Origin of the sequence: Micromonospora sp. Llam0 (assembly GCF_003751085.1) — a bacterium.
GTDB lineage: Bacteria > Actinomycetota > Actinomycetes > Mycobacteriales > Micromonosporaceae > Micromonospora_E.
The window spans coordinates 718,203-740,771 of the sequence record NZ_RJJY01000001.1; the positions used below are offsets into that span (position 1 = coordinate 718,203).

A 22,569-nucleotide genomic window follows, 5' to 3' on the forward strand; every position below is an offset into this window, starting at 1 on the left:
CGGCAGGACCGGACCGGCGGGCAGGACGACGCCAGTACGCGCGAACTGGTGCGCCGCTACCCGAGTATCAGACGCCCCAGTCCCGTCGGGGGATCGCCGCCTTCGTGATCGTGAAGTGTCCCGAACTGCTCGATTCCGCGTCGCCCCGGGTCTCGGTACGGTCCATCACCACGTGCCGTCCGAAGTTCGGCACGAGTGGGCGGCCGGTCTCCCGCTTGAGCCACAGCCGGAGCAGGTGGCGTTGCCGTCCCGGCTCGGGGTGGTCGACGAACTCGGTCCGCGAGTGCAGTGCGGCGTAGTTCAGCAGCCACTGGATGTCGCCGGGCTGGAAGTCCATGTCGAGGGCGACGCCGGGCTCCTGGCTGATGTCGTCGAGCAGGGTCAGCACCTCAAGCTGCTCCGGGGTCAACGGCGGTACGTCCGGGTAGTCCTGGGCGGCCTTGATCATGCCGCTGCCCGCGTACATGCTGAACACGCCCTCGGTCCAGCTGACGATGGGCGAGGTGTACCAGTCGGCCGGCGCGTCGGGGTCCTGCCGGCGCCAGTCGAAGTACCACGGCTCCAGCAGCAGCGGAGCCAGGGCGGGGCGCCGACGCAGCACCTCGTTGAACAGGGTGGCCCCGCTGACCAGGCTGCTCGCGCCGCCTTCCTTCGCGGGCCGCAGGCACATCAGCGCGACCACGTCGGAGCTGTCGGAGTGGAAGGGCAGCCGGTCCCGCACGCGCGACGGTAGGGCGCTGCGGTCCTGCAGGGTCTTGTCGGACGTGGCGATCACGTGGTCGACGAGGTCGCCGAGCTCGTTCTGCCGCATCGGCACGCCGAGGTGCAGGCCCATCAGGTAGAAGATCGCCCCGGCGAGGGTGTCGTCGTAGTCGTCCATCCGCAGTCCTCGGACCAGGACGAAGCCCCGGCCGGAGTCCATCTCCCGGCCGAACCCGGTGATCGCGTCGGCGGTGACCGGGAGCGGGTATTCGGCTGCGGTGACGGTGCGCAGATCGGGATCGTCGGCCACGAAACGGCGACCGACCTGCTCAAGCTCATTGATCTGTGCGCCGTTCAGGTAATATATCCACTCTCGACTGGCGGAGAGCTGGTCGCCCCGCCAGGCGCACGGGGCGGTGACGGGGCTGAGTATGGGGACAGTGGTCATCGTCAGGTGTGTCCTTTCCGATGTCCGGACGTGTCGGTTGCCCGGACAGGTGCTCCGCCGAGGCCGGCCGCCGTGCGCTGGGGTACGAGCATCGCTTCAGCTGCCCGGCTGGGGTGCGGGAGTGAAGTCGAGCTCGTGCGTCAGGGCCGTCTCGGACTGGAGGAGACAGGGATGGGAGTTGCCGCGTCACGCGGGCCTTCGGCCACCACCGATGAACAGGTCGCTACCCGCGGATGAGCCGAACGCCATCGCGCCACGCCACCGTGCCCGATTTTGGGCATAGTGGTGCCAGTGGGCGAGGTCGCGGCCTAAAAGGGTACGAGGGCCTTGCCGGCACCGGTGCCGGGGCGGATCGCGGGGAACTCTGGGCCTTTCCAGTGTCCGATCGGCGCACGGGTGATGGCTGGTACGGCCGCGACGGGCTTCTCCCAGCTCATGTCCACTCCCGGGGTCGACGGATTCACCGCGCAATCTGTTGGCGAAGCTAGCCGCCGCCGCACGTCTTGTCAACGGGATGGCGTATCGCCATGTGACACGAGTGATAACTGATGACACTGGTTCTCTCGAGCCTGTGGACCCCACTACGCGAGATCGCATCCCGCATCTTGACATGGGATTTGTCGGCCCGTACCTTCGCTGCAAGTCGGTGAGAGCGTCAGGCGCTGCTGGGGTGCAGCCGGACGCCAGGCCGGACCGAGTGACGGCCACGCCAGCTCGGCGATGCCATGAACTACCTGCCAGACCAATCTCGTCGGCAGAGCCGGCGAGACGGATCTTCCGGGCACACCGAGCGGATCCGCCCGCGACGGTGAGACCCGCGAACACCCCATAAACCATCTGCTTCCTTCGCTGCATCAGCCCTGTCACCGGTTTCGGTGTCAGGCGACCTCAGCTGCATACACAAGATCAGGAGTGGTGACATGAGCACACGACGCTTGGGCGCGGTGGCGGTCTCCGCCGCGCTGCTCCTCATGAGCGCCTGCGGTGGCAACGACGACTCCGCCGGCACCGCCGGTGGCGACACCAAGGTTTCCGTCACCAGTTTCGGGTGCGAGATCTGGAACACCTGGGCGATAGACAAGGGCATCTACGCCAAGCACGGACTGGAGGTCGAACTGGTCCGGGCCGGCGGCGGTTCGGCGGCGGTGGCCGCCGTGCTCTCCGGGGCAGCCGATTTCGGCTACGTCAACGGCTACACGGCGATCAACGCCTACAACACCGGTTTCCCGATCCAGATGGTCTCCGGTGCGAACGTCAACGCACTGCCGCCGGCCGAGCCCGCGCAGGGCGTCTTCGTCGGCAACGACTCACCGATCGAGGCTCCCGCCGATCTCATCGGCAAGAAGATCGCCGTCAACGAGATCAACGGCATCAACCAGATCGTGACCTCGAACTGGTTGAAGGCCAACGGGGTGGAGCCGGACAGCGTCAGCTTCGTGGCGTTGCCGTTCGCCGAGCAGATCCCGGCGGTGCTCAACGGCCGGGTGGACGCGGCGCAGCTGGGCTACTCGCTGCTGGGCGACAACAACGACACCGTACGGAGCCTGGCCGACCCCTTCGCCAGCATCGAGAAGACCTACATCGCCACGTACGTGTCCGCGAACGAATTCGTGGCAGACAGCGACGCGGCCAAGCGCTTCCACGAAGCCCTGACCGAGACCATGCAGCAGCTGGAGGACCCGGCCAACACCGACGAATCGTTCCAGCTGCTGTCGGAGTGCCAGAAGGTCCCGGCGGAGACCCTGGCCGCGCAACCACAGAACAAGCTGGAGCCGGCGGTCGACATGGCCGCCCTGGAGCAGATGGCCCAGCAGATGGTCGACCTCAAGCTGATGCCGGAGACGCCCGACCTCGAGTCCTTGGTCGCCGACTTCGCCCGCTCCTGAGCCGACTTGAGCCGGCTTCCAGACAAGGACGCAACGTGCGGAAGGGAGACGTGACATGGCGACTGGCGTCGGTGTGACCCAGACAGTCGAGTCGACGGTCCGTCCTACGCCGCCCTCCGGCGGGCCGACCCCGGCCCGCCGGAGGCGCCCCGTACCCGACTGGGTCATCGGGCTGGCCGGCGTGGCGACGATGCTCGTGCTGTGGGACCTGGTGGTCCGCAGCGGTGCGGTGTCCCCGGACTCCCTGCCGTACCCCGGCACCACCCTGCTGCGGGTCGGCGAGCTCCTCGTCGACCCCACCTTCCTGACGGAGGTGGGGCACACCCTGTGGGCCTGGCTGATCGCCATGGTCGCCGCCAGCGCCGTCGGGATCCCGCTGGGTCTGACCCTCGGCTACTTCTCCGCCCTGAACCGGCCCGCGTCCTCGGTCGTGCACGCCGGCAGGTCGATCCCCTCCTCGGCGTTCCTCCCGATCGCCATCCTGCTGTTCGGGCTGGGTACGCAGATGAAGGTCGCGCTGGCGATCTACGCGATCTTCTGGCCGATTCTGCTGAACGCCATGTACGGCGTCCGGGACACCGAACCGCTGATGCTGGCCACCGGTCGCAGCATGGGCTGGGGACGGCTGCGGCTGCTGCGCCGGGTGGTGCTGCCGTCGGCGGCCCCCTCCATCGCCACCGGCCTGCGGGTCGCCAGCTCGACGGCGCTGATCGTGGTGCTCTCGGCCGAGCTGCTCGGCGCCACCAGCGGCGTGGGAAACGTGATCACCACCTATCAGCAGGCGCAACGCCCGGACTTCGTCTACGCGGGGATTCTCCTCGTAGGAGTGCTCGGAATGCTGCTCTACTACGGCTTCAACCTGGCCGAACGCCTCGTGGTGCCGTGGGGCCAGGCGCAACGGGAGGGCGGGAAATGAGCACCAACGACGTGACGCGGCCGAGCCTGGTCGGTTCGGCACTGGCGGTGGGGCGTGGCGTACGGTCGCTGTGGCTGCTCGCCCTGCTCCTGGTGGTCTGGGAGGTCGCCGCCCGACTCGCCGGTTCCCTGTTCATCCCACCGGTGTCGCAGATCTTCGTCGCCTTCGTCGACACCTGGCTCTCCTCCTCGCCCACGTCGCTGTTCCTCAGTGAACAGTTCCGGACCGACGTGCTGCCCAGCCTGGTGCGACTCGGCCTCGGCTACGGCACGGCCGCCACGGTCGGCATCTGCGCCGGCATCCTGATCGGCGTGTGGCGGCCCGCCGGCGCGTTCTTCAACCCGCTGATCCGGCTCGGCATGTCGGTGCCGGTGACCGCGCTGCTGCCCATCGCGATCGTGGTCTTCGGCATCACCAGCGGCATGAACGTCTTCCTGATCGGGCTCGGCTGCCTGTGGCCGATCCTCATCAACACCTACGACGGGGTCCGCGGATTGGACCGCACCGCGGTCACCGCCGCGAAGAGCCTGCGGTTGACCCGGCGTCGCTACTTCCTGCAGGTGCTGCTGCCCGGCGCCAGCCCAGCGATCTTCGCGGGCCTGCGGATCAGCATCGGTATCGCGCTGGTCCTCATGGTGGTCTCCGAGCTCTACGCCGCGACCGCCGGGCTCGGCTTCTACATCGTCAACCAGCAGCGGCTGTTCCGGTTCCCGGAACTGTGGTCGGCGATCGTGCTCCTGGCGCTGTTGGGAATCCTCTTCAACGCCGTCTTCGCCCTGGTCGAACGCCTGCTGCTCAGCTGGCACCGCAACGTGCGGCCGGACGGCGCGGAACGCCACTGACCGGTCGGTCGACCACACCAGGCACAACGCAGAGGAGGACCGGATGGAACCGGTGACGATCCCGCACCACCAGCAGGACCCGGGCAGCGCGACGCCCGTGCTCGACGTCCGCGAGCTGGGCAAGTCCTACCCCTCGCGCAAGGGGGACGTGCTGGCCGTACGCAGCATCGAGTTCGCGGTGCACGCCGGCCAGTTCGTCTCGGTCGTCGGCCCGTCCGGCTGCGGCAAGACGACACTGATGATGTGCATCGCCGGGCTGCTGCCCATCTCCACCGGGGAGGTCGTCTTCCGGGGGGAGACGATGTCGGGCCCTCAGGACGGCGTCGCGGTCGTCTTCCAGGACTACAGCCGGTCGCTGTTTCCCTGGTTGACGGTCGAGAAGAACGTCACTCTTCCGCTGCGGGACCGGCGGCTGCCCCGTGCCGAGATCCGCGACCGGGTACGGCAGTCGCTGGAGATGGTCGGTCTGGCCCACGCCGCCGGCCTGTATCCGTGGCAGCTCTCCGGCGGCATGCAGCAGCGGGTGGCGATCGCGCGCGGACTCGCCGTACGGCCCGAAATGCTGATCATGGACGAGCCGTTCGCCTCGGTGGACGCCCAGACCCGGGCGAGCCTGGAGGATCTGCTCCTCACCATCTGGGCGGAGACCGGGACGACGGTGCTCTTCGTTACCCACGACATCGACGAGGCCGTGTACCTGTCCGACCGGGTGATCGTCCTGTCCCAAGGTCCGTCCACCGTCGTCGCCGACCTGCCGGTCCCACTCGACCGGCCCCGCGACCAGATCGCGACCAAACAGACGGCGACCTTCGGCGAACTCCGGGAAGAGGTCTACTCGCTCGTCATGTCGTCCCAACGGCGCACCTCCCTGTCGGCCGAACCGACCTGACCGCCCGTCGCGCTGGCCGGGCAAGCGGTACGCGCACACGCTGCGGTCGGCTCGTCGGTGATGAGTTTCCGCTCCCGCACCCGTCATACCTGCGAGAAGACACGACGAGGCGGAAGGATGACGGGATGGGTGCGGACACGCGGCTGGCGGAGCTGGGCGGCAGCGGACTGGGCGAGGTCGACGAACCGGCGTTCGCGAAGCTGACGCAGCGGCACCGGCGGGAGCTGCACGTGCACTGCTACCGGATGCTCGGGTCGTTCGAGGATGCCGAGGACACGGTGCAGGAGACGTTCCTGCGGGCCTGGCGGCGATGGGAGACCTTCGAGGGGCGGTCGACGGTGCGGGCCTGGTTGTACCGGATCGCGACCAACGCCTGCCTGGATCTGCTGGCCAAGCGCCGTCCGGAGCCGGCGACCGGTGGTGAGGTGCCGTGGCTGCAGCCGTACCCGGACCGGCTGCTCGACGAGCTGCCCGCAGGCGACGCCGACGAGCCGGAGGCGGTCGCTGTCGCGCGGGAGACGATCGAGCTGGCGTACCTGGTCGCGGTCCAGCACCTCGCGCCGCGTCCACGGGCCGTGCTGATTCTGCGGGACGTGCTGGGCTGGCCGGCGAAGGACGTCGCGGAGTTGCTCGGTGACTCGGTCAATTCCGTGAACAGCGCGCTGCAGCGGGCCCGCGCTGGCATGCGGGGCCACCTGCCCGTCGAGCGGCAGGACTGGACCGGCGGCGCGGAGGACGCCGGTACGCGCGAGCTGGTGCGCCGCTACACCGACGCCAGCGTGGCCACGGACATCCCCGCGCTCACTTCGCTGCTGCGTGACGACGTCCGCTGCTCGATGCCGCCGACGCCGGGTCTGCAGGTCGGCCGCGACACGGTCGTGGACAGCTGGATCGAGGACGGCTTCGAGGACCTGGGCCGCCTGCGCGCCGTCCGGACGTCGGTGAACCGGCAGCCCGCCATCGGGTTCTACCTCTGGCGGGAAGAAGAAGGTGTGTACCTGCCGCTGACGATCGACGTTCTGCGGGTCATCGGCGGGGCGATCACCGAGATCGTCACCTTCCACGACGACCAGTTCCTGCGGCTCGGGCTGCCGGAGCGTCTGCCGGCAGACGGCACGCAGTAGTTCCGGGCGCCTGTCGACACAGCACGGACTCCAGTTGCCGGAACCGAATGACGGAGAAGCGACATGAACGACACCGGGGTACCCGCACGTCCGGCCGCCGCCCGCAGCGGTACCAGCACTGGTCGACGACTCCGCCGGCTCGCCGGCACCGGCCTCGCCGCAACGTTCGCAGCCGTGCTGGTCACCACGGTCGCCGCCGCGGTGGCCCGGGTGGTCGGTGTCGACTTCGAGGTCTCCGCTGATGGCGAGGCGATCCCGTTGGCCGGGTTCGCTGTGGTGACCGGCTTCTTCTCGATCATTGGCGTCGTTCTCGCCGCCGCGATTCTTCTGTGGAGCGCCCGCCCCGCCGAGCGGTTCGTCTGGACGGCAGCCTCGCTGACCGTGGTCTCACTCGTCCCGCCGTTCCTCGTCGAGGCGGACGTCGCCACCACCGTCGCCCTGCTCGGGCTGCACATCGTCCCCGCTGCGGTGATGATCCCGGCTCTTGCGTGGAGCCTGCGTACCCGGACCGATTGAAGTTCCCGCACCTCGATCACCGGTGACACCGGTCCTCTACCCCGGGGCCGGCAGGTGGCGCAGCGGCTCACCGTCCGCACGATGGTGCTGCACCTCGGGGCGGTGCGGTTCGGCCTGACCGGGCCGCTGCGGTACACGATGACCGCCGCCGGCCTTGCTGTCCTTGCCTCGGGTGAGGCAAGGACAGCAGGTCCATACATTTGTCGTGTCGCCAAGACGATGCGGGCGGCGAAAATTCTGCGTGATGTCCAGGGGTCCTGTCGCACGGGGGTCTTGCATCAGCGCAATGCGTCAGCGTTGCGTTCGCACCAGTCGCGGAACGTCCCGGGTGCCCGGCCCGTGAGGTTCTGCACATCGTCGGTGACGTAGGCGGCGCGACCCTTACGGAACACCGTGTTCAGATGCTCCAATGCCTGCGCCTGCTCAGCGGGCACACCGTTGGCGATCTGCGCCTGGGCGAACTCGTGCGGAGTGACTTCCTGGAAGTCGATCGTCTGGCCGGTCACCTCGGCGATGGCGGCCACCTGCTCGCGAGAGGTGATTGCTTCTGGCCCGGTCAGGGTGTAGCCCTTGCCGACGTGCCCGTCTTCGGTGAGCACGACGGCGGCGCAGCGGGCGACGTCCTCGGGGTCGATGACCGCCAGGCGGCCATCCCCGGTGGGGTCGACGACCTTGCCAGCGCGGATGCCGTCCAGCCACCACCGGGCATTGGATGCGAAGCCGTTGGGGCGCAGGTAGGTGACGCCCAGCCCGGACTCGCGCATGAGGTCCTCGCGCGCCGCGAGGGCTCCGCCGATGACGGGATTGTCGCTGATTGGCATCAGCCGTGCACCGACCGAGGACAGCAGGACGATCCTGGTGTTGCGGGCGTTGCGCACGGCGTCGATCATGATCTTGGTCTGGTCGGTTCCGCCGCCCACATGCATCAGAAAGACGGCGTCCACGCCCTTGACGGCGTTGGCCACGTCGCCGGGGTTGTCGAGATCGCCGACGGCGCGCTCGATCTCGGCCGGCAGGTCGGCCGCTCGGGCAGGGTCGCGCACCAGGACTCGGACCGGGTGGCCCTGTTCGTGCAGCTGCCGTGCAAGCGGGCCGCCGATGTTGCCTGTTGCTCCGGTGATGAGATACATGTGCGTTCCTTTCAGGGTGGTGGTGATTACCAGGGCAGTTCGCCGTCGCGATCGGCGAAGGTGCCGCTCGGGCCGCCGGGTGCGCCGAGAGCGAAGGCGAGGATGGCGTCGGTGCCGTCGTGGACCGAGTGACCGTCGCCGCCGGTGAGATCGGTTGCGGTCATGCCGGGGTCCGCGACGTTGATGCGGATGTGGGGCAGGAGCCGGGCCAGGCGAGCGGTCAGCATGTTGATTGCTGCCTTCGACGCCGCGTAGAGCGGCGTGCCCGCCCGCGACTCGATGCGAGTCATGTCGTGGAAGAGCCCGAACGATCCCAGACCGCTGCCGACGTTGACGATCCGCGGGGCGTCGCTCTTCTCGAGTAGCGGCAGGTAGGCATGGATGAGGCGGACGTAGCCGACGACGTTGGTGAGCAGCACCTCGGTCATGTCGTCGGCGGTGTAGTCGTGAGGGTCACGCACCCGACCGGTGATACCGGCGTTGTTGACCAGCACGTCGAGGTGCCCGTCGGCCTGATCGACAACGGCGACGGCGCGACGGACCGACGCGTCGGAAGTCACGTCGAGTTCGAGGAAGTGTGCGCCGACGGCTTCGGCGGCGGCCTGTCCCCGTTGCTTGCTGCGGGCGCCCAGATAGACGCGGTACCCGGCTTCGACCAGGCGCCGGACCGTCTCCAGGCCGATGCCCTTGTTGGCGCCGGTGACCAGCGCGACGGGTGCGTTCTGCGGTGTAGTGCTCATCTGGGTCCCTCCCTTCGGCCGTGTTTCGGCGATGGGTCGACCTTGGCACCGGTTCGGGGTGGCAGCCTGGCCCACTTCGGGCCCCCCACGCAGTGACCGAAGGCCGGGCAGGAGGCCGACAATGGGGTGATGAACGGCGCACCGAATTTTGCGGCGCTGCTGCGCTCCTGGCGTACCCGCCTGCAGCCGGCGGACGTGGGCCTGCCCTTCAGGCCAGGCACGCGCAGGACGGCGGGATTGCGCCGCGAGGAGGTCGCCTGGCTCGCTGGCGTTTCACCGGACTACATCAAACGCCTCGAACAGGGCCGCGCGCATCCCAGCGTCGCCATCGTGCGCGCGCTCGCACGAACGCTGCGCCTGTCCGACGCCGAGTACGAACTGGCCTGCCGCCTGGCGGGGCACGCGTCCCAACCGGGCGGACTGGTGCCCCGGCACATCGGCCCCGGCGTGCAGCGCGTGCTCGACCGTCTCGCCGACACCCCGGTCGCAGTCTTCGACGCGGCCTGGACCCTCATCGAGCACAACGATGTGTGGGCCGCGCTGACCGGCGACGACTGGCACGGCCGCGACCTCCGGTCGGCGAACATCGTGTGGCGAACCTTCCACGACGACACGGGACGCGTGCGGCACCCAGACCCGCAGGTGCACAAGGCGTCGCTCGTGGCCGACCTGCGCGACGTGGCGACGCGCTACCCCGCCGACCGCGAACTGACGGACATGATCGGCACGCTGCGGACATCGAGCCCCGAATTCGCGCGACTGTGGGAAGGCTCCGCTGTCGCGCACCACAGGAGCGAGCGGAAGACCGTCGACCATCCGCACGTCGGCGAAGTCGAACTCGACTGCGATGTGCTGTCGGCGCACGGCGCCGACCTGCGCATCGTCGTCTACACAGCGGCACCTGGCAGCGAAGCAGCCGACAAGTTGCGACTGCTGACCGTCCTCGGCACCGAAATCATGACCCGTCGCCACTGATGTGCTCCAACTGGCGCGGTCGGCGTGGGGAACGTGATCACCACCCACCGTCGTCGCCGACCTGCCGGTCCCACTCGACCGGCCCCGGGACCAGATCGCGACCAAACAGACGGCGATCTTCGGCGAACTCCGGGAAGAGGTCTACTCGCTCGTCATGTCGTCCCAGCGGCGCACCTCCCTGTCGGCAGAACCAACCTGACCGCCCGTGCCACTGTGGGTCGCCAAGATCAGGCCGGGTCGTCGGCAAGGTGCGGTGGCTTTCGCGTACGGATGCCGGCTGTCGCCGCCGCGGCGGCGAGCAGCAGGCAGGTGACGCCGATGCCGAGCAGCGGGAGCCATGGGATGGTGATGGGCGCGGCGATGCCGGCCAGATCTGCCATGGTGGCGCGGCGTACGAGCCAGCCCATCAGCGCCATGGTGCCGCCGCCCAGCAGCAGACCGGTGCCGCAGACGAGAGCCGCCTGCCAGATGGCGGCTCGTCTGACCTGGTCGGGGCTCGCACCGATAAGTTGGATCAGGTCGCGCTGCCGGCGCCGTTGGGACGCGCCGATGAGAGTGGCGTTGACCATCGCGATGGCGGCGTACAGGCCGGCCGGGCCGAGCAGGATGATCAGGCCGACATTGTTGGACTCGCGGGTCCGCGCCGCGATGGCGTCGACCCAGTCGCCGGAGTCGACGATCCGGCTCCCGGTGCCGGCGAGCGTACGCCGCAGGGATTCCCGCGTCGCGGCAGCGTCGCCGCGCGGGACGACGAAGACCGTCCCGGTGATCCGGATGCTGTCCGGCGGGATCAGCTCGGCCGGGACGACGAGTTCCACGTACAGACCGGGTGCGTCGGGGAGGACGGCGACGACCCGCAACGGGATCCGCTCGCCGTCGATCCAGACCGGAAGGGTGCCGCCCAGGCCGACGCCGCCGTCGGTGACCCAGGTGGCGGTGACCGCGACCGCGCGTCCGTGGAAGTCGTCGAGGGTGCCACGCATGGCGGCCAGCCCCCGGGCGACCGACGCGGTGGCGAGGTCGACGACCTCGACCCGGTCGGGTTCGCCAGGGCCGCCGTCGTCGTCGTGCGCAAGCATCGCCAGCCGGCGTACGTCGGCAGTCGCGACGGTCCGGTCGGCCGCAACCGACGCGGCCGCGGCAGGGCTGCCCACCTCGACGACCAGCGGCGCGTGCAGCCGGGCCCGGTTCTGCGCGGTCGCCCAGTCGACGCTCAAACTGAGGGTCAGCAGCAGCGACCCCGCGATAGCGGAGATGGCCAGCACCGGGGCGGCGACCGCAGCGGTGGTGCGGGCGGCGGCGCGTACCTCGTCGCGGGCCATCCGGGCCGTCACGTCCCAGCCGACGAACGGACGGGCCAGCAGGGCGGCGAGCCGTGGGATGACGGCGGGTCCGATGCACATCAGGCCGATCACGACCACCTCGGGCAGCAGGATGGAGGCGAGCATCGACAACAGCGGCGGCTGGTCGGCGGCGGCCACGACGGTGGCCACCAGGCCACCGAAGCAGAGCGTCGCGACGACGAACTGGACGACGCTGGGCCGGGTCCGCTGGACCGCGGCCTCCCGTAGCGCGGCAACGGGGGTGATCCGGGCTGCCCGGCGCGAGGACTGCCAGGCCCCGAGGAGCGCGACCACCGCGCCGGTGGGTGCGGCGACGACCCAGGCGATCCACGGGCTCGGGGCCTGCAGGTCGAGGGTGGTGATCCCGACCGCCCGGACCAGCCGGAGAACGGCCGGAGCCGATACCGTGCCGAGTAGACAGCCCACCGTGGTGGCCGCGGCCGCGACGACGACGGACTCGCCCAGCAGGAGCCGGCGTACCTGTCGTGGTGTCGCACCGACCAGCCGCAGCAGGCCGAGCTCACGGCGGCGGCCGGCCACGACGAAGCCGAACGTGCTGCCGACCACGAACAGCGCCATGAACGCCGAGATCGTCGACATCATCGCGAACATCGCGGCCAGGCCGTCGAGTTGGGCACGCTCGTCGGCGCTCGTGCCGGGCCGGCCGTCGGTGGCGTCGATGCTCCCGATGAGCGTCACAGTGACGGAGATCAGCACGACCCCGAACAGCAGGGCGACGAACGCCCCCAGGTAGCCGCGCCAGGAGTGGTGGACGGTCTGCCGGGCCAGGGCCAGCATCGTCGGGCCGCGCATCATCGCCGCTCCAGGTCGTTCATGGTCTCGGCGATCTGGCCGGCGTCGGCGCGGGCGAGGTGACCGACGATCTGCCCGTCGGCGAGGAACAACACCCCGTCCGCGTACGAGGCGGCCAGCGGGTCGTGGGTCACCATGACGACGGTCTGGCCGCCGTCGGCCAGCGACCGCAGCAGCCCGAGCACGTCGCGTCCGGTGCCGCGATCCAGTGCGCCGGTGGGCTCGTCGGCGAACAGCACCTCGGGCCGGCCGTGCAGCGCCCGGGCGATCGCGACCCGCTGCTGCTGACCGCCGGACAGCTCCGACGGCCGGCGTCGGGCATGCTCGGCGAGGCCGACGTGGGCCAGCGCCGTCCGTACCGTGGTCGGATCGGCACGGCGCCCGGCCAGCCGGGCCGGAAGTGCGACGTTGTCGAACGCGGTGAGCGCGTCGAGCAGGTTGTACGACTGGAAGACGAACGCCATCGCCGTACGCCGGAAGCGGGTCAACTCGGTCTCGGTCAGCTTGTCGAGCCGGGTGTCGCCGACGGTCACCCGTCCACCGGTCGGCCGGTCGAGACCGGCGGCGAGCTGGAGCAGGGTGGACTTGCCGGAGCCGGACGGCCCCATGATCGCGGTGAACGTGCCGCGCTGGAACACGTGGGTCACACCGCGCAGCGCATGCACCGAGCCGGCACGGGAGCGGTAGGTACGGCTGAGACCGTCGAGGGTGACGGCCGCCGGAGTTGCCTGGTTCATGCCCTCAGTGGACCCGGCGGGCACAGCCAGCACACGGGCTCGGACGCGACTTGCGGGGTAGCGCGTGCGCCACCCCGCGCGGCCGACGCGATCCGTAGGGTCTGACCCGTGAGCGACGCCTGGACCGCCGTACGCGGACACCCCGCACGGTTCCTGGCGTCGGTGTGGCCGTGGCGCTCACTGGCGTACCTGGCCACGACCGTACCGATCGGCCTGGCCTGGCTGACCGTCCTGGTCGTGGTGGTCGCGGTGGGTGCGGCCACTGTCGTGCTGATCGCGGGACTTCTCGTGCTGGCCGGGATTCCGGTGCTGGTCCACCTGGCCGCCGCCGGTGAGCGGCGCCGGATCCGGCTGATCTACCCCGGGCGGCCGGTGCACCAGCCACCAGCGCTACGCGACCCGGAGCGTGGCGGCCGGGCGTCCTGGCCGGAGACGGGCGTCACGGTCCTGCTCACGACGGTGTTCTGGATCGTGGACGCCGTGCTGCTGATCCTGCTGACGGTCCCGGTGCTGCTGCTCATCGCCCCGCTGCTGGTCCGTTCCGGCACCATCGACATCGCCGGGTGGCGGGTCGACACCACCGGTGAGGCATGGGCCGTGGCACCCGCCGGCCTCGTCACCTTGGTCCTGCTGATCTACGCGGCCACCGTGCTGGCCTGCGGCCAGGCGGCACTGGTCCGGCACCTGCTGGACCCGCCCGAGGCACAGCTGGCCGAAGCGGTCCAGCAGCTGCGCAGGTCCCGCACCGGGCTGGTCGACGCGTTCGAAACCGAACGCCGCCGGATCGAGCGCGATCTCCACGACGGCGTCCAGCAGCGCCTCGTCGCCCTGACCATGACGCTGGGCAGCGCCGAACTGGACCTGCCCGCCGGCCCCGGCCTCGATCTCGTCCGCGAAGCGCACCAGCAGGCCGAGCAGGCCCTCGCCGACCTGCGCACCACGATCCGGGGCATCCATCCCCGGGTACTGACCGACCACGGGCTCGCCGCCGCCGTGCACGAGATCGCCGGCCGGTCACCCGTCCCGGTCCACCTCCAGCTCGCCGTCGAGGGCCGGCTCCCGCCCCCGGTCGAGGCCGCGGCCTACTTCTTCGTCAGCGAGAACCTCACCAACGTCGCCCGCCATGCCCGCGCCCGATCGGCGCAGGTGCACGCGTGGATCGAGGACCACACGCTGATCGTCTCGGTCGTCGACGATGGCGTCGGCGGCGCCGACCCACGGGCCGGCACCGGTCTCGCCGGACTGCACGCCCGGCTCGACGCCCTCGACGGCGAACTCGACATCACCAGCCCCACCGGGGGCCCGACCCAGGTCAGGATGACGTGCCCGATCCACTGACACCGCCACAGAACGCGCTGCGGATCGTGGTCGCCGAGGACGCGGCCCTGCTCCGGGAAGGGCTGGTGCGGATCCTCGAACGCGCCGGCCACGAGGTCGTCGCGGCCGTCGCCGATGCGCACGCCCTGCTCACGTACGCCGGAAACTGCCACCCCGACCTCGTCGTCACCGACATCCGGATGCCACCCACCCACACCGACGAGGGACTGCGGGCGGCGGCGGCGATCCGGGCCGCTCAACCCGGCATCGCGATCATGCTGCTGTCGGCCTACGTCGCCGACGCCTACGTCGGCGAGCTGCTCGACTCGACCCCCGGCGGGGGGATCGGCTACCTGCTCAAGGACCGGGTCGGCCACGTACGCGACTTTCTGGACAGCATCGACCGGGTCGCCGCCGGCGGCACGGTCGTCGACGCCGGGGTCGTCCGCCAGCTCGTCAGACTGCGGCGGGCCGACGGCCCACTCGCCGGCCTCACCGAACGCGAACGCGAAGTGCTCGCGCTCATGGCCGAAGGCCACACCAACCACGGGATCGCCGGCAAACTGTTCGTCAGCGAGGCAGCGGTACGCAAACACATCGGCAACATTTTCGCGAAGCTCCCGCTCGACCCGCATTCGGATCGCCGGGTCTCCGCCGTCCTCACCTACCTGCGCGGCTCACCCAGCACGTGAGATCCCCGACTACGACTTGGCATTGCTCGCGGAATCCTTGGGAAGGATGTCTACACCTTCAACGAGTACTTGAACCGAATTCCTGTCACTTACTAGGGCTGCTTCATTCGCCATGGAGCGCCAGCGTTTTCTCATGTTCGGCGTGTCTGAGTCTCTTACGGCAAGGTAGATGGCGCGCCGTACTCGTTGGCTGTTCATGTAAACGGGCGTCTGAGTCTGAAGACCATTGAGTCTGAAGACCATGCCAAAATTTGCCACTAGTCAACCTCTTCATCTCCACGATTACCCGCATGCGTCGGTCGCCGCTGAAAGTAAAGTCAACTGGACCCCTTCCGGTTTCGACCTCTCGGTCCACCTGTATGCCGGCCATCTCGCAATAGCTATCAATGACCGCAAGGAAAAGAAGCTGCATTGAAGGCTCTGGAATGGCATTTATGTAGGTTGCGTCTTGCCAAAAGACTCGCCATCCACCTTTTTCTTCCGCCCAATGGCGGAACTTCTCGACTCCGAACCGAACGAACTCAATGAGGTCGTCCTCTGTTCGGACTGGCGGGAAGCCGGTGAACGGCTCGGCGGCCAAAGCCTGGGTGGCGGCGCGTCGCCATTTGACGAGCAACTTTGGGTCATGCAGAACGTCGTACGGATCGGGGACTGTGGAAGATGCCTTGCTTCTGATCCAAGCACGTAGTGCCTGAGGATTTTTTCTGGCAAGTGCAACGATATCTGACTTTCTGATGTTCCGCGCAATATCGATGTTCAGGTCATCGCGTATGGAGTCTTCATCTACCCAGTCCCAGCCATTTAAGGTGGGCAGTTCGCGGAGGAAACGCTTCGGGACCAAAATGATTGCCTTGTTTTTCTGGTCTGTCGGCAGTAAGTGTGTCGAGGACATCCACCGCCGGCGTCCTTCGTCGAACTTGCTGTGCGGAACTTCTACTTCGCGCATCGCGATGCCGAGACTGTGGCAGATGTGTTGCGTGTACTCAATGAACTCGGGCTTTAAGAGATTGCACGTTAGGTCTGAAATTCGGTCTTTGTCGATTCCTTCTACGAGTATGCCCAGCTCCTCAAAGTGCTCGATCTCGCTCAGGCCGCGCTTGATGGCCTCACCCATCGCCTCTACTATCTGTGAGGCCAGCCACTTCCCGGAGCCACTACCATCGACTCCCTTTTTGGTCGCAAACCCGAGCCGAAACTCCTTCGGCTCCTTAGACTCCATGAGGATAAGGACCCGCTTGTAGTACTGATGCTGTCGATTCATCCCGGTCTGGGCGAGTAGCTCAAACGCATCCTGAAAATGTTCAATGAGGCGATCATGCGACTTGCGCCACTTCTCCTCAGTGTCGCTAAAGAGAAGGAACGGATCGACGAAGAGCAGGGTGTCGCGCTCTAATGTAGGATCAAACCAATCGTGTTCGTCCGGGTTCTCGATTCCGAAGTAGTCGCTGAAGTACATCCAGACCTCGCTTTCGGTGCGAGTGAGATCGTTTTAAGCGATTCTCGCCGCTTGCGCCGCCATCCCAGTAGGCCATATCAAGGGAGGTTTACGCGGGCGGGTTGGATAGGTGTCTCTATTCTGTGCGATTCGGGTGTATCGGACGGTGTGTCGGTTAATGGATGTGGCGGTTCCGCAACGAGTTATGGAGTCTGCCCGGTATCCGTCTGACGTCACTATATAGGAAATCATCGATTTCTGAGCGCGATTCTCGACGGGCTGCAACCTCCCTGTCATCGACGGTGATTGACGTACAGGACCCGGCCGATTGCAAAGACAGCGAGGCCAGTGAGTAGGTTCGCCACAATAGAAGTTCCAGCAGTTTGGTAATCCCAGCCGTCTGTGACTGTCGCGGCCACCACGACCACCTCAAGGAACACCGCGAAGAGCCCGAGCGCCCAGAGTAGAGCACGGCCGAACGGCGCCCAAGCAGTCTCCTTGTCCGGTGATGCGCGTACGCCCCCCACAGGACTGCCGATGGCCGCCTCGATCCCCTCGCGGATCTGCTGCATCTGATTGTTTACAGCCCTGGCGAATGAGATCGATGCTCCGTCTTCCATCGGAGGCCGTCCAGCGCCCGGCCCGAACCGGACAATCGGCACCGGCTGAACCCCCTTCTGGATCACCTGCAGATACCCGTAATGCAAGCTCGTTGCGGGCTTGAACGCCACTCCGGCGAGCTGACTGACGTGCAACCGCCGTTCGCCTTTGAGGGCCTGTCCAAATCCGTCCTTTCCGATGACGACCCACTGACCATCGAACGCCGCATAACCGAGGACGCCGCGCGCTTGCACGACCGGAGTGAGGGCTTCGCTAGCCACTTCTTCCTCTTTGACGGGCACTGGGAGCACCTGCGCTTCGGCTATGACCAACGATCCCTCGCCCATTCCAAGCTTGCGTGGACGTTGCGGCGACGGTCCGCTTACCACATGATGGTAGACGTACTCGTACAACTCATCAACGGTGATTCGGCCGTCGCGATTCAGATCCGCAGAGCCGGTCTCAATTCCGGCGATCACCGCCTCTGTGAAGTAGGACGGTAGCACCACCGCTGAATGGATGTCCTCGAAGCTGACTTCCCGCTCGCCGGAAGCGGTCAGCACCGCGACGCCACTGCCTTCTGGTAGACCTCTAACGAGTATGTCGATGTCGGCCTCGGCTCCGGACCGCGCCTGCATACCCGAAATGAAGCCACCGCTGAAGCAGCAGTCGACCAGCACAACCGTGGACTTCGAACGGCTCTCATAGATGCGATCGCGTACCCATTCTGCGGCTACAGCAGTCGAGCTTAAATACTCCTTCTCTGTATCGGAGAAAGCGAAGTAAAGCTTGCCCTGCCGATCGGGTAGCCCGTGTGATGAAAAATAGATCAGGTTCAGCGCGTCGTCGATGCGCGCCTGCAACAGAAAAGCCTCCACGGCGCGTTGTGCTTCCCGGGCGGTGCAATCAATTTCTGCTGCTACCTGCTACCTGCTGCCCGTACCCGGTATCTTGCAATACTCGACTTAGCTTCTCGACATCGCAACGCGGGGATCTGAGCTGCGTCAACGAGGGATCGCCGAAGGTGCCACAGCCGACCAATAGTGCTCTGCGCCGTCGTGGTGTTTCTGTCACGATTTGATCTCCAAACGCCGCAGATACGCCGCGACGAGCTTATCCCGCTGTGTCTTGGAGACTTGTCCTTCAAATCGGTGTCCGTCTACCTCGATCACTACGTCGTTCGGTTGGCGACTCAGCCACGAGGCGATGACGCTCATCAAGCTATCCACCACGGTGGGGGATAGCGTGACGACGAGTGCGCCGATGGCGACCGGGACATCGGACTTTGCCCCACCTGGAGCCTTGCCTGCAGTCGCCGGTTCGACACTGTCGATATCAGCCTCAAGGATCTCTCGGCGCAACTTGGTAGTCAGGTCCGCCACGCCGTCGGCGTCCAGGTTGGGGCAGGTCACCAACAGTGAGATCTGCACCTTATTCATTAAATGCCCCAATTCGGTCTACTGGCAAACTGTGTGGGATGGCACACACTGACGGCTTCCAGTGGCAGACGCCTTAGTCGGTCGGCTGGAGGCCAGGTCTAGGGTCGAAGCGCAACTACGTTGCCGGAGGATGGTGCCCATGATGGCCCCGATTGCCCGTGTGCCTGCACGCCGCTGAGCGTGTACGTCAGACCTAGCGACACTCTCCGTCATCGTGCGGACTGATGCGAACTGCTTCCTGCGGGGTGTGACGGAGAATGCGGTGTCGGATGTATGACGAGTCACTGGCGCTCCAGATTGACGGCGTAGTCCAGGTGATCAGGTGCAAGTGCTCCTTCTGGGGCTCGACATCCCATGTTTACCCGCACAAGATCGTGAACCTCGTGAATCTTACCGCCTTGCCTGTGCGGGGCAGCGGTCGGCACTGCTCACTCGGTAGGTTCCTTTGGGAACACCGACACGCGGGGTTCTGGTGGCCGAGGCGTTCCCCGTTTCAAACCGGTTGTAGGCTCGGCTGTTAGACGAGAGCGGGGGCGGAGGGAACTGAGCAGCTCACCGCAGAGACAGGGCAGGGTCTGTTGTCCTCGCGGAGCAGACCGCCACGAACCGCTCCGCACCGGTCGCCGAGCTGCTTCTGGAGATTGATACGGCATCATCGACTACGTGAGGAATCGACACTCAACGCTTGCCGACGGGTTTGCCCTGCTTGAACGCGGCGTGCAGCACCCGGACGTGGTGCTCCTGCTGCGCTGCTTCTACGAGGAGCAGGTTGGTCGGTACGGCTTCGCTGAACCGGCCACGCTTGACTCGGCGGCGTACATCGCCCCGCACGGTGCCTTCGTCGTCGCCTACGGTCCGGGCGGCCCGATCGGCTGCGGCGGCTTCCGGTGGTACGAGCCGGAGACCGGAACGGTCGAGATCAAGAAGACATTCCTCCTCCCAGGGGCGCGGGGCCTCGGGGTCGGCCGCGCGCTGTTGAGCCGCCTCGAAGATCAGGCGGCTGGGTGGGGCGCGCGGCGGGCAGTCCTCGAAACAGGGGTCCGCAACACCGTTGCGCTCACCTTCTTCGTCGAGCTCGGCTATCAGCCGATCGATTCTTACGTCGCCGGCCGCGATCCAGCCATCAACAGGGCATTCATGAAGCGCCTGTCTCCGGTTCGCGAGCCTGTGGTCGAGCGGACCACCTCTCGTTAGCGTACTGCTCTACCGAGCGCTGCGGCCTTCCGATTCAACCCGGAGAGCCAGGAGCGGGATCGACGCAATCTTGTCTGCTGACAGGTTGTTCCAGAGCAATCCGGGTGGGCGAACAGCCGGTGGGCAGGAGATGATCTCGTCTGGGGTGACGACGAAGTCCACGCGGAAGTCATGTTCGGCTTCTGGTAGATCGTCGTCCACGATCTGCAGCGCGTGGACGGTGGTCACGATGGCGGTGTGCGGACCGATCAGGCCCTCTTCGGCGAGTAGTGCGAGTTCGATGTCGGAATAGCCGGCACCTTTGCCGATCCTGGCACCGGAAGGATTGACGACAACGCTGCCGCAGACGACGAGGTCAATTTGCGGCATGTCATCAGGTGACACGGTCGGCGCGAACGTTGCGGCGGCCTGATGGGCGGCGGCTTGGGCCGGAGGCAGGGGAAGTATGGCCGGGTCAAGAACGTAGAACGGCTGAACAGCGGCGAGGTTGGGTACGGCCATGTAGATGGTCTTGCCTGCGGTGAGCGCCATCGCGCGTACGGGCAACTGCGCTCGATCCGGGTTCGCCTGCAAGATCGCGGCTGCCCGCCAGGCGGGCAGCTCCGTCAGGCGGGCCGCAGCAGCCTCTGCGCCGATGAACGCCGGGATGTGCCCCGCGACTCCCGGCTCGACCGCCTCGTGGCGCTCCAGCGCAGCCCATACCTGCTCACGAATGCGCTGCTTGTCCGGCCCTGTTCGCCACGGGACGTTTCTATCCATGGGAGCGCCTGGTCGTACGAAGCGCTTCGGTAATGACATCCCAGCGGAACTGCCTGCCTTCATGCTCAGGTTTGAGGGCCTCGGTCTCGGTGAAGTGCACGCCGAGGCTCAATAGAGTCTGGACGGAGGCTCGGTAGGCGGGATGTTGGGTGAGGGCCGGCTTGGCGTACGGCGAAACGATCATCGGCAGCCCGGCACCAAGCGTCTCGTTTAGGATGCCCAAGGCCAGGTTGTCGCTGATCCCGCTGGCCCACTTGTTGATCGTGTTGAAGGACGCCGGTGCTACCACGACGGCGTCGGCGTGCGGCAGCGTTCCCGGCTCGTCAGGGGTGCGAAGTCGTGACGCGACCGGAAAACCTGTCTGGGATGCGAGCTTGTCCGTGTCGATCCAGGTCGCCGCAGTAGGCGTGACGACCAGGCATACCGACCATCCATCGGCTTGCAGCAGAGCGACGCACTCGTCGATGTTGCGAATCGGAGGAGCGCCGGAGGAGACCAGGTACAGCGTCGGATTTTCGATGCCGGCCATGATCAGTCGGCATCGATCCTGGCGCGCACCGCCAAGGCGCGTAGGCCGGGTGTGGCAGCGCGACGTTCCCTGGCGAGCATGGTGGTGACCAGCGTGCGAGTCTGATCGTGCACCTGGAAGATCTGAGGTGCAGTGCGCTCGGCCGCCAGAAGGTGAAGCAGCGCTGATGGGTCGCCGCCCGGCTGCGCGGTGAACGCCGCAGCCAGGTCGATGTGGACCTGAGCCCGCCGGCTCACCAGCGATGGCGGGAGGGTCGACGTGTCGATGCGTTCTCCGAGCTCGACCGCAGCGTTGAACTGGCGAACGTTGACGGCGGTGGTCACCCGGTGGATCAGCACGTTCGTCGGACCGAACCCGGTCCAGAAGTAGTTCCGGTCTTTCCCCAACTGGTCGGCCAGAACCGCTGCGTCGTCCAGGTGACCGAGCGCGATCTTCGTCTTGCCGCGCCGTGCGGCGACGAGCGCCAGCAGCAACGTCAATGATCCGCTCACCGACAAGGCTGCAGGGCTGGACCGGTCAGGTATCCGGGCGAGTCCCTCAGCCGCTGCGTCTGCTGCGTCTGCGACGTGCCCCGGGGAGGCCAGCAGAGCGCACGCCACCGAATAGGCGGCGGCTGCTGCGAGGTTGTCGGCACCGGCCTGTTGCGCACTGCGTAGCGCCCGGTCGGCCGCTACCCAGGCGAGGGCGGGATCACCGAGCTTGAGGGCCAGCTTGGACACCGCCAGATGGGCTGCCCCGAGGATGCCGAGTGCGCGGTGCTGCTCCGCACCACGCCGGGCGGCACCGTCCGCTCGGTGAACGAGATCAGGCAGCAGTCTCACCAGGTCGGCATACTCCGCCCGTTGGTAGGCCAGGTGCGCCGCGCCGACAGCGTTCCGCAACTGCGCAAGATCCACTCCGGCGCTACCCGCCGCTTCAGCGGCGGTGAACATTTGTCGCCGTCGCAGCTCAGCTGCCAGCTGGCTGGTGGGTGTGGAGTACGCCGCCGGGCCACACGATCCCGCTGCTGATGTGCTGCCACTGTTCCGCAATCGGCGATGCGGGCGAAAGCCCAGCTCCTCGTCACTGTTGACCTTGAGCACGCTCCGCAAAGCGCGTCTCAGCTCGTTGTCCGGGTAACGCACTCTGCCGGTCTCGATCTTTCCCACATGGTTGGCGTCAAAAGCCGCCCGAGCGGCCCGCTCAGGATCGCCGTGCCGAACAACGTTGACGGCATCGGCAAGCTCCCGGCGCGACAGCCCTTGCCGTTCCCTCGCGGCGCGGAACAACTCGTTCATCGGCGTACCCCCGTCCGGACGATCGGCCCACGGCCCAGCGTAGAGGCATTGACCCGATCCGTCACGGCCAGCCGAGCGTACTTCCCCCTGACCGAGGCTCACGGCCCGGGTGGGAATCCCTCTTCCCAATTCTCTTCCCGGGAACGCGTATCAGTTCCCCTCCTTTACCGCTTCTGCCGGGGCAACCGCGACGTCCACTGTATTCAGGGTTCGATCGGCGTCCGCCCAGCGCCACGAACCGCTTGCCGCCGCCGGTGTCCCCCCGT

At 67.2% G+C, this 22,569-nt stretch carries 21 protein-coding genes; 10 read left to right on the plus strand and 11 right to left on the minus strand.

Annotated elements, in window-relative coordinates; all coding sequences use genetic code 11:
• Positions 1 to 67: 67 nt before the first annotated feature.
• A complete protein-coding gene (locus EDC02_RS03300) occupies positions 68 to 1,150 on the minus strand; it encodes a TauD/TfdA family dioxygenase (RefSeq protein ID WP_123600680.1) in 1,083 nt (360 codons plus the stop codon).
• 920 nt (positions 1,151 to 2,070) lie between these two features.
• Between EDC02_RS03300 and EDC02_RS03305 the strand changes: the two genes are divergently transcribed.
• From EDC02_RS03305 to EDC02_RS03330, 6 genes are all read left to right on the plus strand, one after another.
• A complete protein-coding gene (locus EDC02_RS03305) occupies positions 2,071 to 3,036 on the plus strand; it encodes an ABC transporter substrate-binding protein (RefSeq protein ID WP_123600681.1) in 966 nt (321 codons plus the stop codon).
• 55 nt (positions 3,037 to 3,091) lie between these two features.
• On the plus strand, positions 3,092 to 3,952 hold the full coding sequence (locus EDC02_RS03310; RefSeq protein WP_123600682.1) for an ABC transporter permease: 861 nt from the start codon (positions 3,092 to 3,094) through the stop codon (positions 3,950 to 3,952).
• Entirely contained in the window at positions 3,949 to 4,794 is an 846-nt protein-coding gene (locus EDC02_RS03315; RefSeq protein ID WP_123600683.1) for an ABC transporter permease, read from the plus strand. The genes EDC02_RS03310 and EDC02_RS03315 overlap by 4 nt, the downstream gene beginning before the upstream one ends.
• Positions 4,795 to 4,837: 43 nt before the next feature.
• The gene (locus tag EDC02_RS03320; RefSeq protein ID WP_123600684.1) at positions 4,838 to 5,683 is read left to right on the plus strand and encodes an ABC transporter ATP-binding protein; all 846 of its coding nucleotides are present in this window, start codon (positions 4,838 to 4,840) and stop codon (positions 5,681 to 5,683) included.
• Positions 5,684 to 5,808: 125 nt separating this feature from the next.
• The gene (locus EDC02_RS03325) at positions 5,809 to 6,807 is read left to right on the plus strand and encodes an RNA polymerase subunit sigma-70 (protein ID WP_123600685.1); all 999 of its coding nucleotides are present in this window, start codon (positions 5,809 to 5,811) and stop codon (positions 6,805 to 6,807) included.
• A 63-nt stretch (positions 6,808 to 6,870) separates the two neighbouring features.
• The gene (locus EDC02_RS03330; RefSeq protein ID WP_123600686.1) at positions 6,871 to 7,323 is read left to right on the plus strand and encodes a DUF6069 family protein; all 453 of its coding nucleotides are present in this window, start codon (positions 6,871 to 6,873) and stop codon (positions 7,321 to 7,323) included.
• Positions 7,324 to 7,601: 278 nt separating this feature from the next.
• On the opposite strand, the gene EDC02_RS03340 is transcribed toward EDC02_RS03330, so the two are convergent.
• Together EDC02_RS03340 and EDC02_RS03345 are read right to left on the minus strand one after the other, a co-directional pair.
• Positions 7,602 to 8,453, minus strand: coding sequence for an NAD(P)H-binding protein (locus tag EDC02_RS03340; protein ID WP_123600687.1), 852 nt, complete (start codon positions 8,451 to 8,453; stop codon positions 7,602 to 7,604).
• Between the two features lie 26 nt (positions 8,454 to 8,479).
• On the minus strand, positions 8,480 to 9,193 hold the full coding sequence (locus EDC02_RS03345; protein WP_123600688.1) for an SDR family NAD(P)-dependent oxidoreductase: 714 nt from the start codon (positions 9,191 to 9,193) through the stop codon (positions 8,480 to 8,482).
• Between the two features lie 129 nt (positions 9,194 to 9,322).
• Here EDC02_RS03345 and EDC02_RS03350 point away from each other — a divergent pair, with 129 nt between their 5' ends.
• Positions 9,323 to 10,168 (plus strand): helix-turn-helix domain-containing protein, encoded by an 846-nt coding sequence (locus EDC02_RS03350; RefSeq protein ID WP_123600689.1) that lies wholly within the window; start codon positions 9,323 to 9,325, stop codon positions 10,166 to 10,168.
• Between the two features lie 227 nt (positions 10,169 to 10,395).
• On the opposite strand, the gene EDC02_RS03355 is transcribed toward EDC02_RS03350, so the two are convergent.
• Both EDC02_RS03355 and EDC02_RS03360 read right to left on the minus strand, forming a co-directional pair.
• Positions 10,396 to 12,327, minus strand: coding sequence for an FtsX-like permease family protein (locus tag EDC02_RS03355; RefSeq protein WP_123600690.1), 1,932 nt, complete (start codon positions 12,325 to 12,327; stop codon positions 10,396 to 10,398).
• Positions 12,324 to 13,061, minus strand: a complete 738-nt coding sequence (locus EDC02_RS03360; RefSeq protein WP_123600691.1) for an ABC transporter ATP-binding protein — start codon at positions 13,059 to 13,061, stop codon at positions 12,324 to 12,326. Before EDC02_RS03360 ends, EDC02_RS03355 begins: the two co-directional genes overlap by 4 nt.
• Before the next feature lie 108 nt (positions 13,062 to 13,169).
• Between EDC02_RS03360 and EDC02_RS03365 the strand changes: the two genes are divergently transcribed.
• Positions 13,170 to 14,399: a sensor histidine kinase gene (locus EDC02_RS03365; protein ID WP_123600692.1), complete on the plus strand. Its 1,230-nt coding sequence runs from the start codon at positions 13,170 to 13,172 to the stop codon at positions 14,397 to 14,399.
• 17 nt (positions 14,400 to 14,416) lie between these two features.
• Positions 14,417 to 15,070: a response regulator transcription factor gene (locus EDC02_RS03370; protein ID WP_199757796.1), complete on the plus strand. Its 654-nt coding sequence runs from the start codon at positions 14,417 to 14,419 to the stop codon at positions 15,068 to 15,070.
• Positions 15,071 to 15,173: 103 nt separating this feature from the next.
• Here the strand turns inward: EDC02_RS03370 and EDC02_RS39445 are convergent, their stop codons facing one another.
• From EDC02_RS39445 to EDC02_RS03380, 3 genes are all read right to left on the minus strand, one after another.
• Positions 15,174 to 16,526, minus strand: a complete 1,353-nt coding sequence (locus EDC02_RS39445; RefSeq protein ID WP_148083315.1) for a hypothetical protein — start codon at positions 16,524 to 16,526, stop codon at positions 15,174 to 15,176.
• Positions 16,527 to 16,798: 272 nt separating this feature from the next.
• Entirely contained in the window at positions 16,799 to 18,016 is a 1,218-nt protein-coding gene (locus EDC02_RS03375) for a DUF4429 domain-containing protein (RefSeq protein WP_123600693.1), read from the minus strand.
• A gap of 159 nt (positions 18,017 to 18,175) precedes the next feature.
• Positions 18,176 to 18,535 (minus strand): hypothetical protein, encoded by a 360-nt coding sequence (locus tag EDC02_RS03380; protein WP_148083316.1) that lies wholly within the window; start codon positions 18,533 to 18,535, stop codon positions 18,176 to 18,178.
• A gap of 672 nt (positions 18,536 to 19,207) precedes the next feature.
• Between EDC02_RS03380 and EDC02_RS03385 the strand changes: the two genes are divergently transcribed.
• Entirely contained in the window at positions 19,208 to 19,738 is a 531-nt protein-coding gene (locus EDC02_RS03385) for a GNAT family N-acetyltransferase (protein ID WP_233605708.1), read from the plus strand.
• A 9-nt stretch (positions 19,739 to 19,747) separates the two neighbouring features.
• On the opposite strand, the gene EDC02_RS03390 is transcribed toward EDC02_RS03385, so the two are convergent.
• Genes EDC02_RS03390 through EDC02_RS03400 form a run of 3 tightly spaced genes read right to left on the minus strand, consistent with a single transcriptional unit; the run spans position 19,748 to position 22,303 of the window.
• Positions 19,748 to 20,497 (minus strand): 5-formyltetrahydrofolate cyclo-ligase, encoded by a 750-nt coding sequence (locus tag EDC02_RS03390; protein ID WP_123600695.1) that lies wholly within the window; start codon positions 20,495 to 20,497, stop codon positions 19,748 to 19,750.
• On the minus strand, positions 20,490 to 21,026 hold the full coding sequence (locus tag EDC02_RS03395) for a flavoprotein (RefSeq protein ID WP_123600696.1): 537 nt from the start codon (positions 21,024 to 21,026) through the stop codon (positions 20,490 to 20,492). The genes EDC02_RS03390 and EDC02_RS03395 overlap by 8 nt, the downstream gene beginning before the upstream one ends.
• A 2-nt stretch (positions 21,027 to 21,028) precedes the next feature.
• On the minus strand, positions 21,029 to 22,303 hold the full coding sequence (locus EDC02_RS03400; protein WP_148083317.1) for a hypothetical protein: 1,275 nt from the start codon (positions 22,301 to 22,303) through the stop codon (positions 21,029 to 21,031).
• Positions 22,304 to 22,569: the final 266 nt, after the last annotated feature.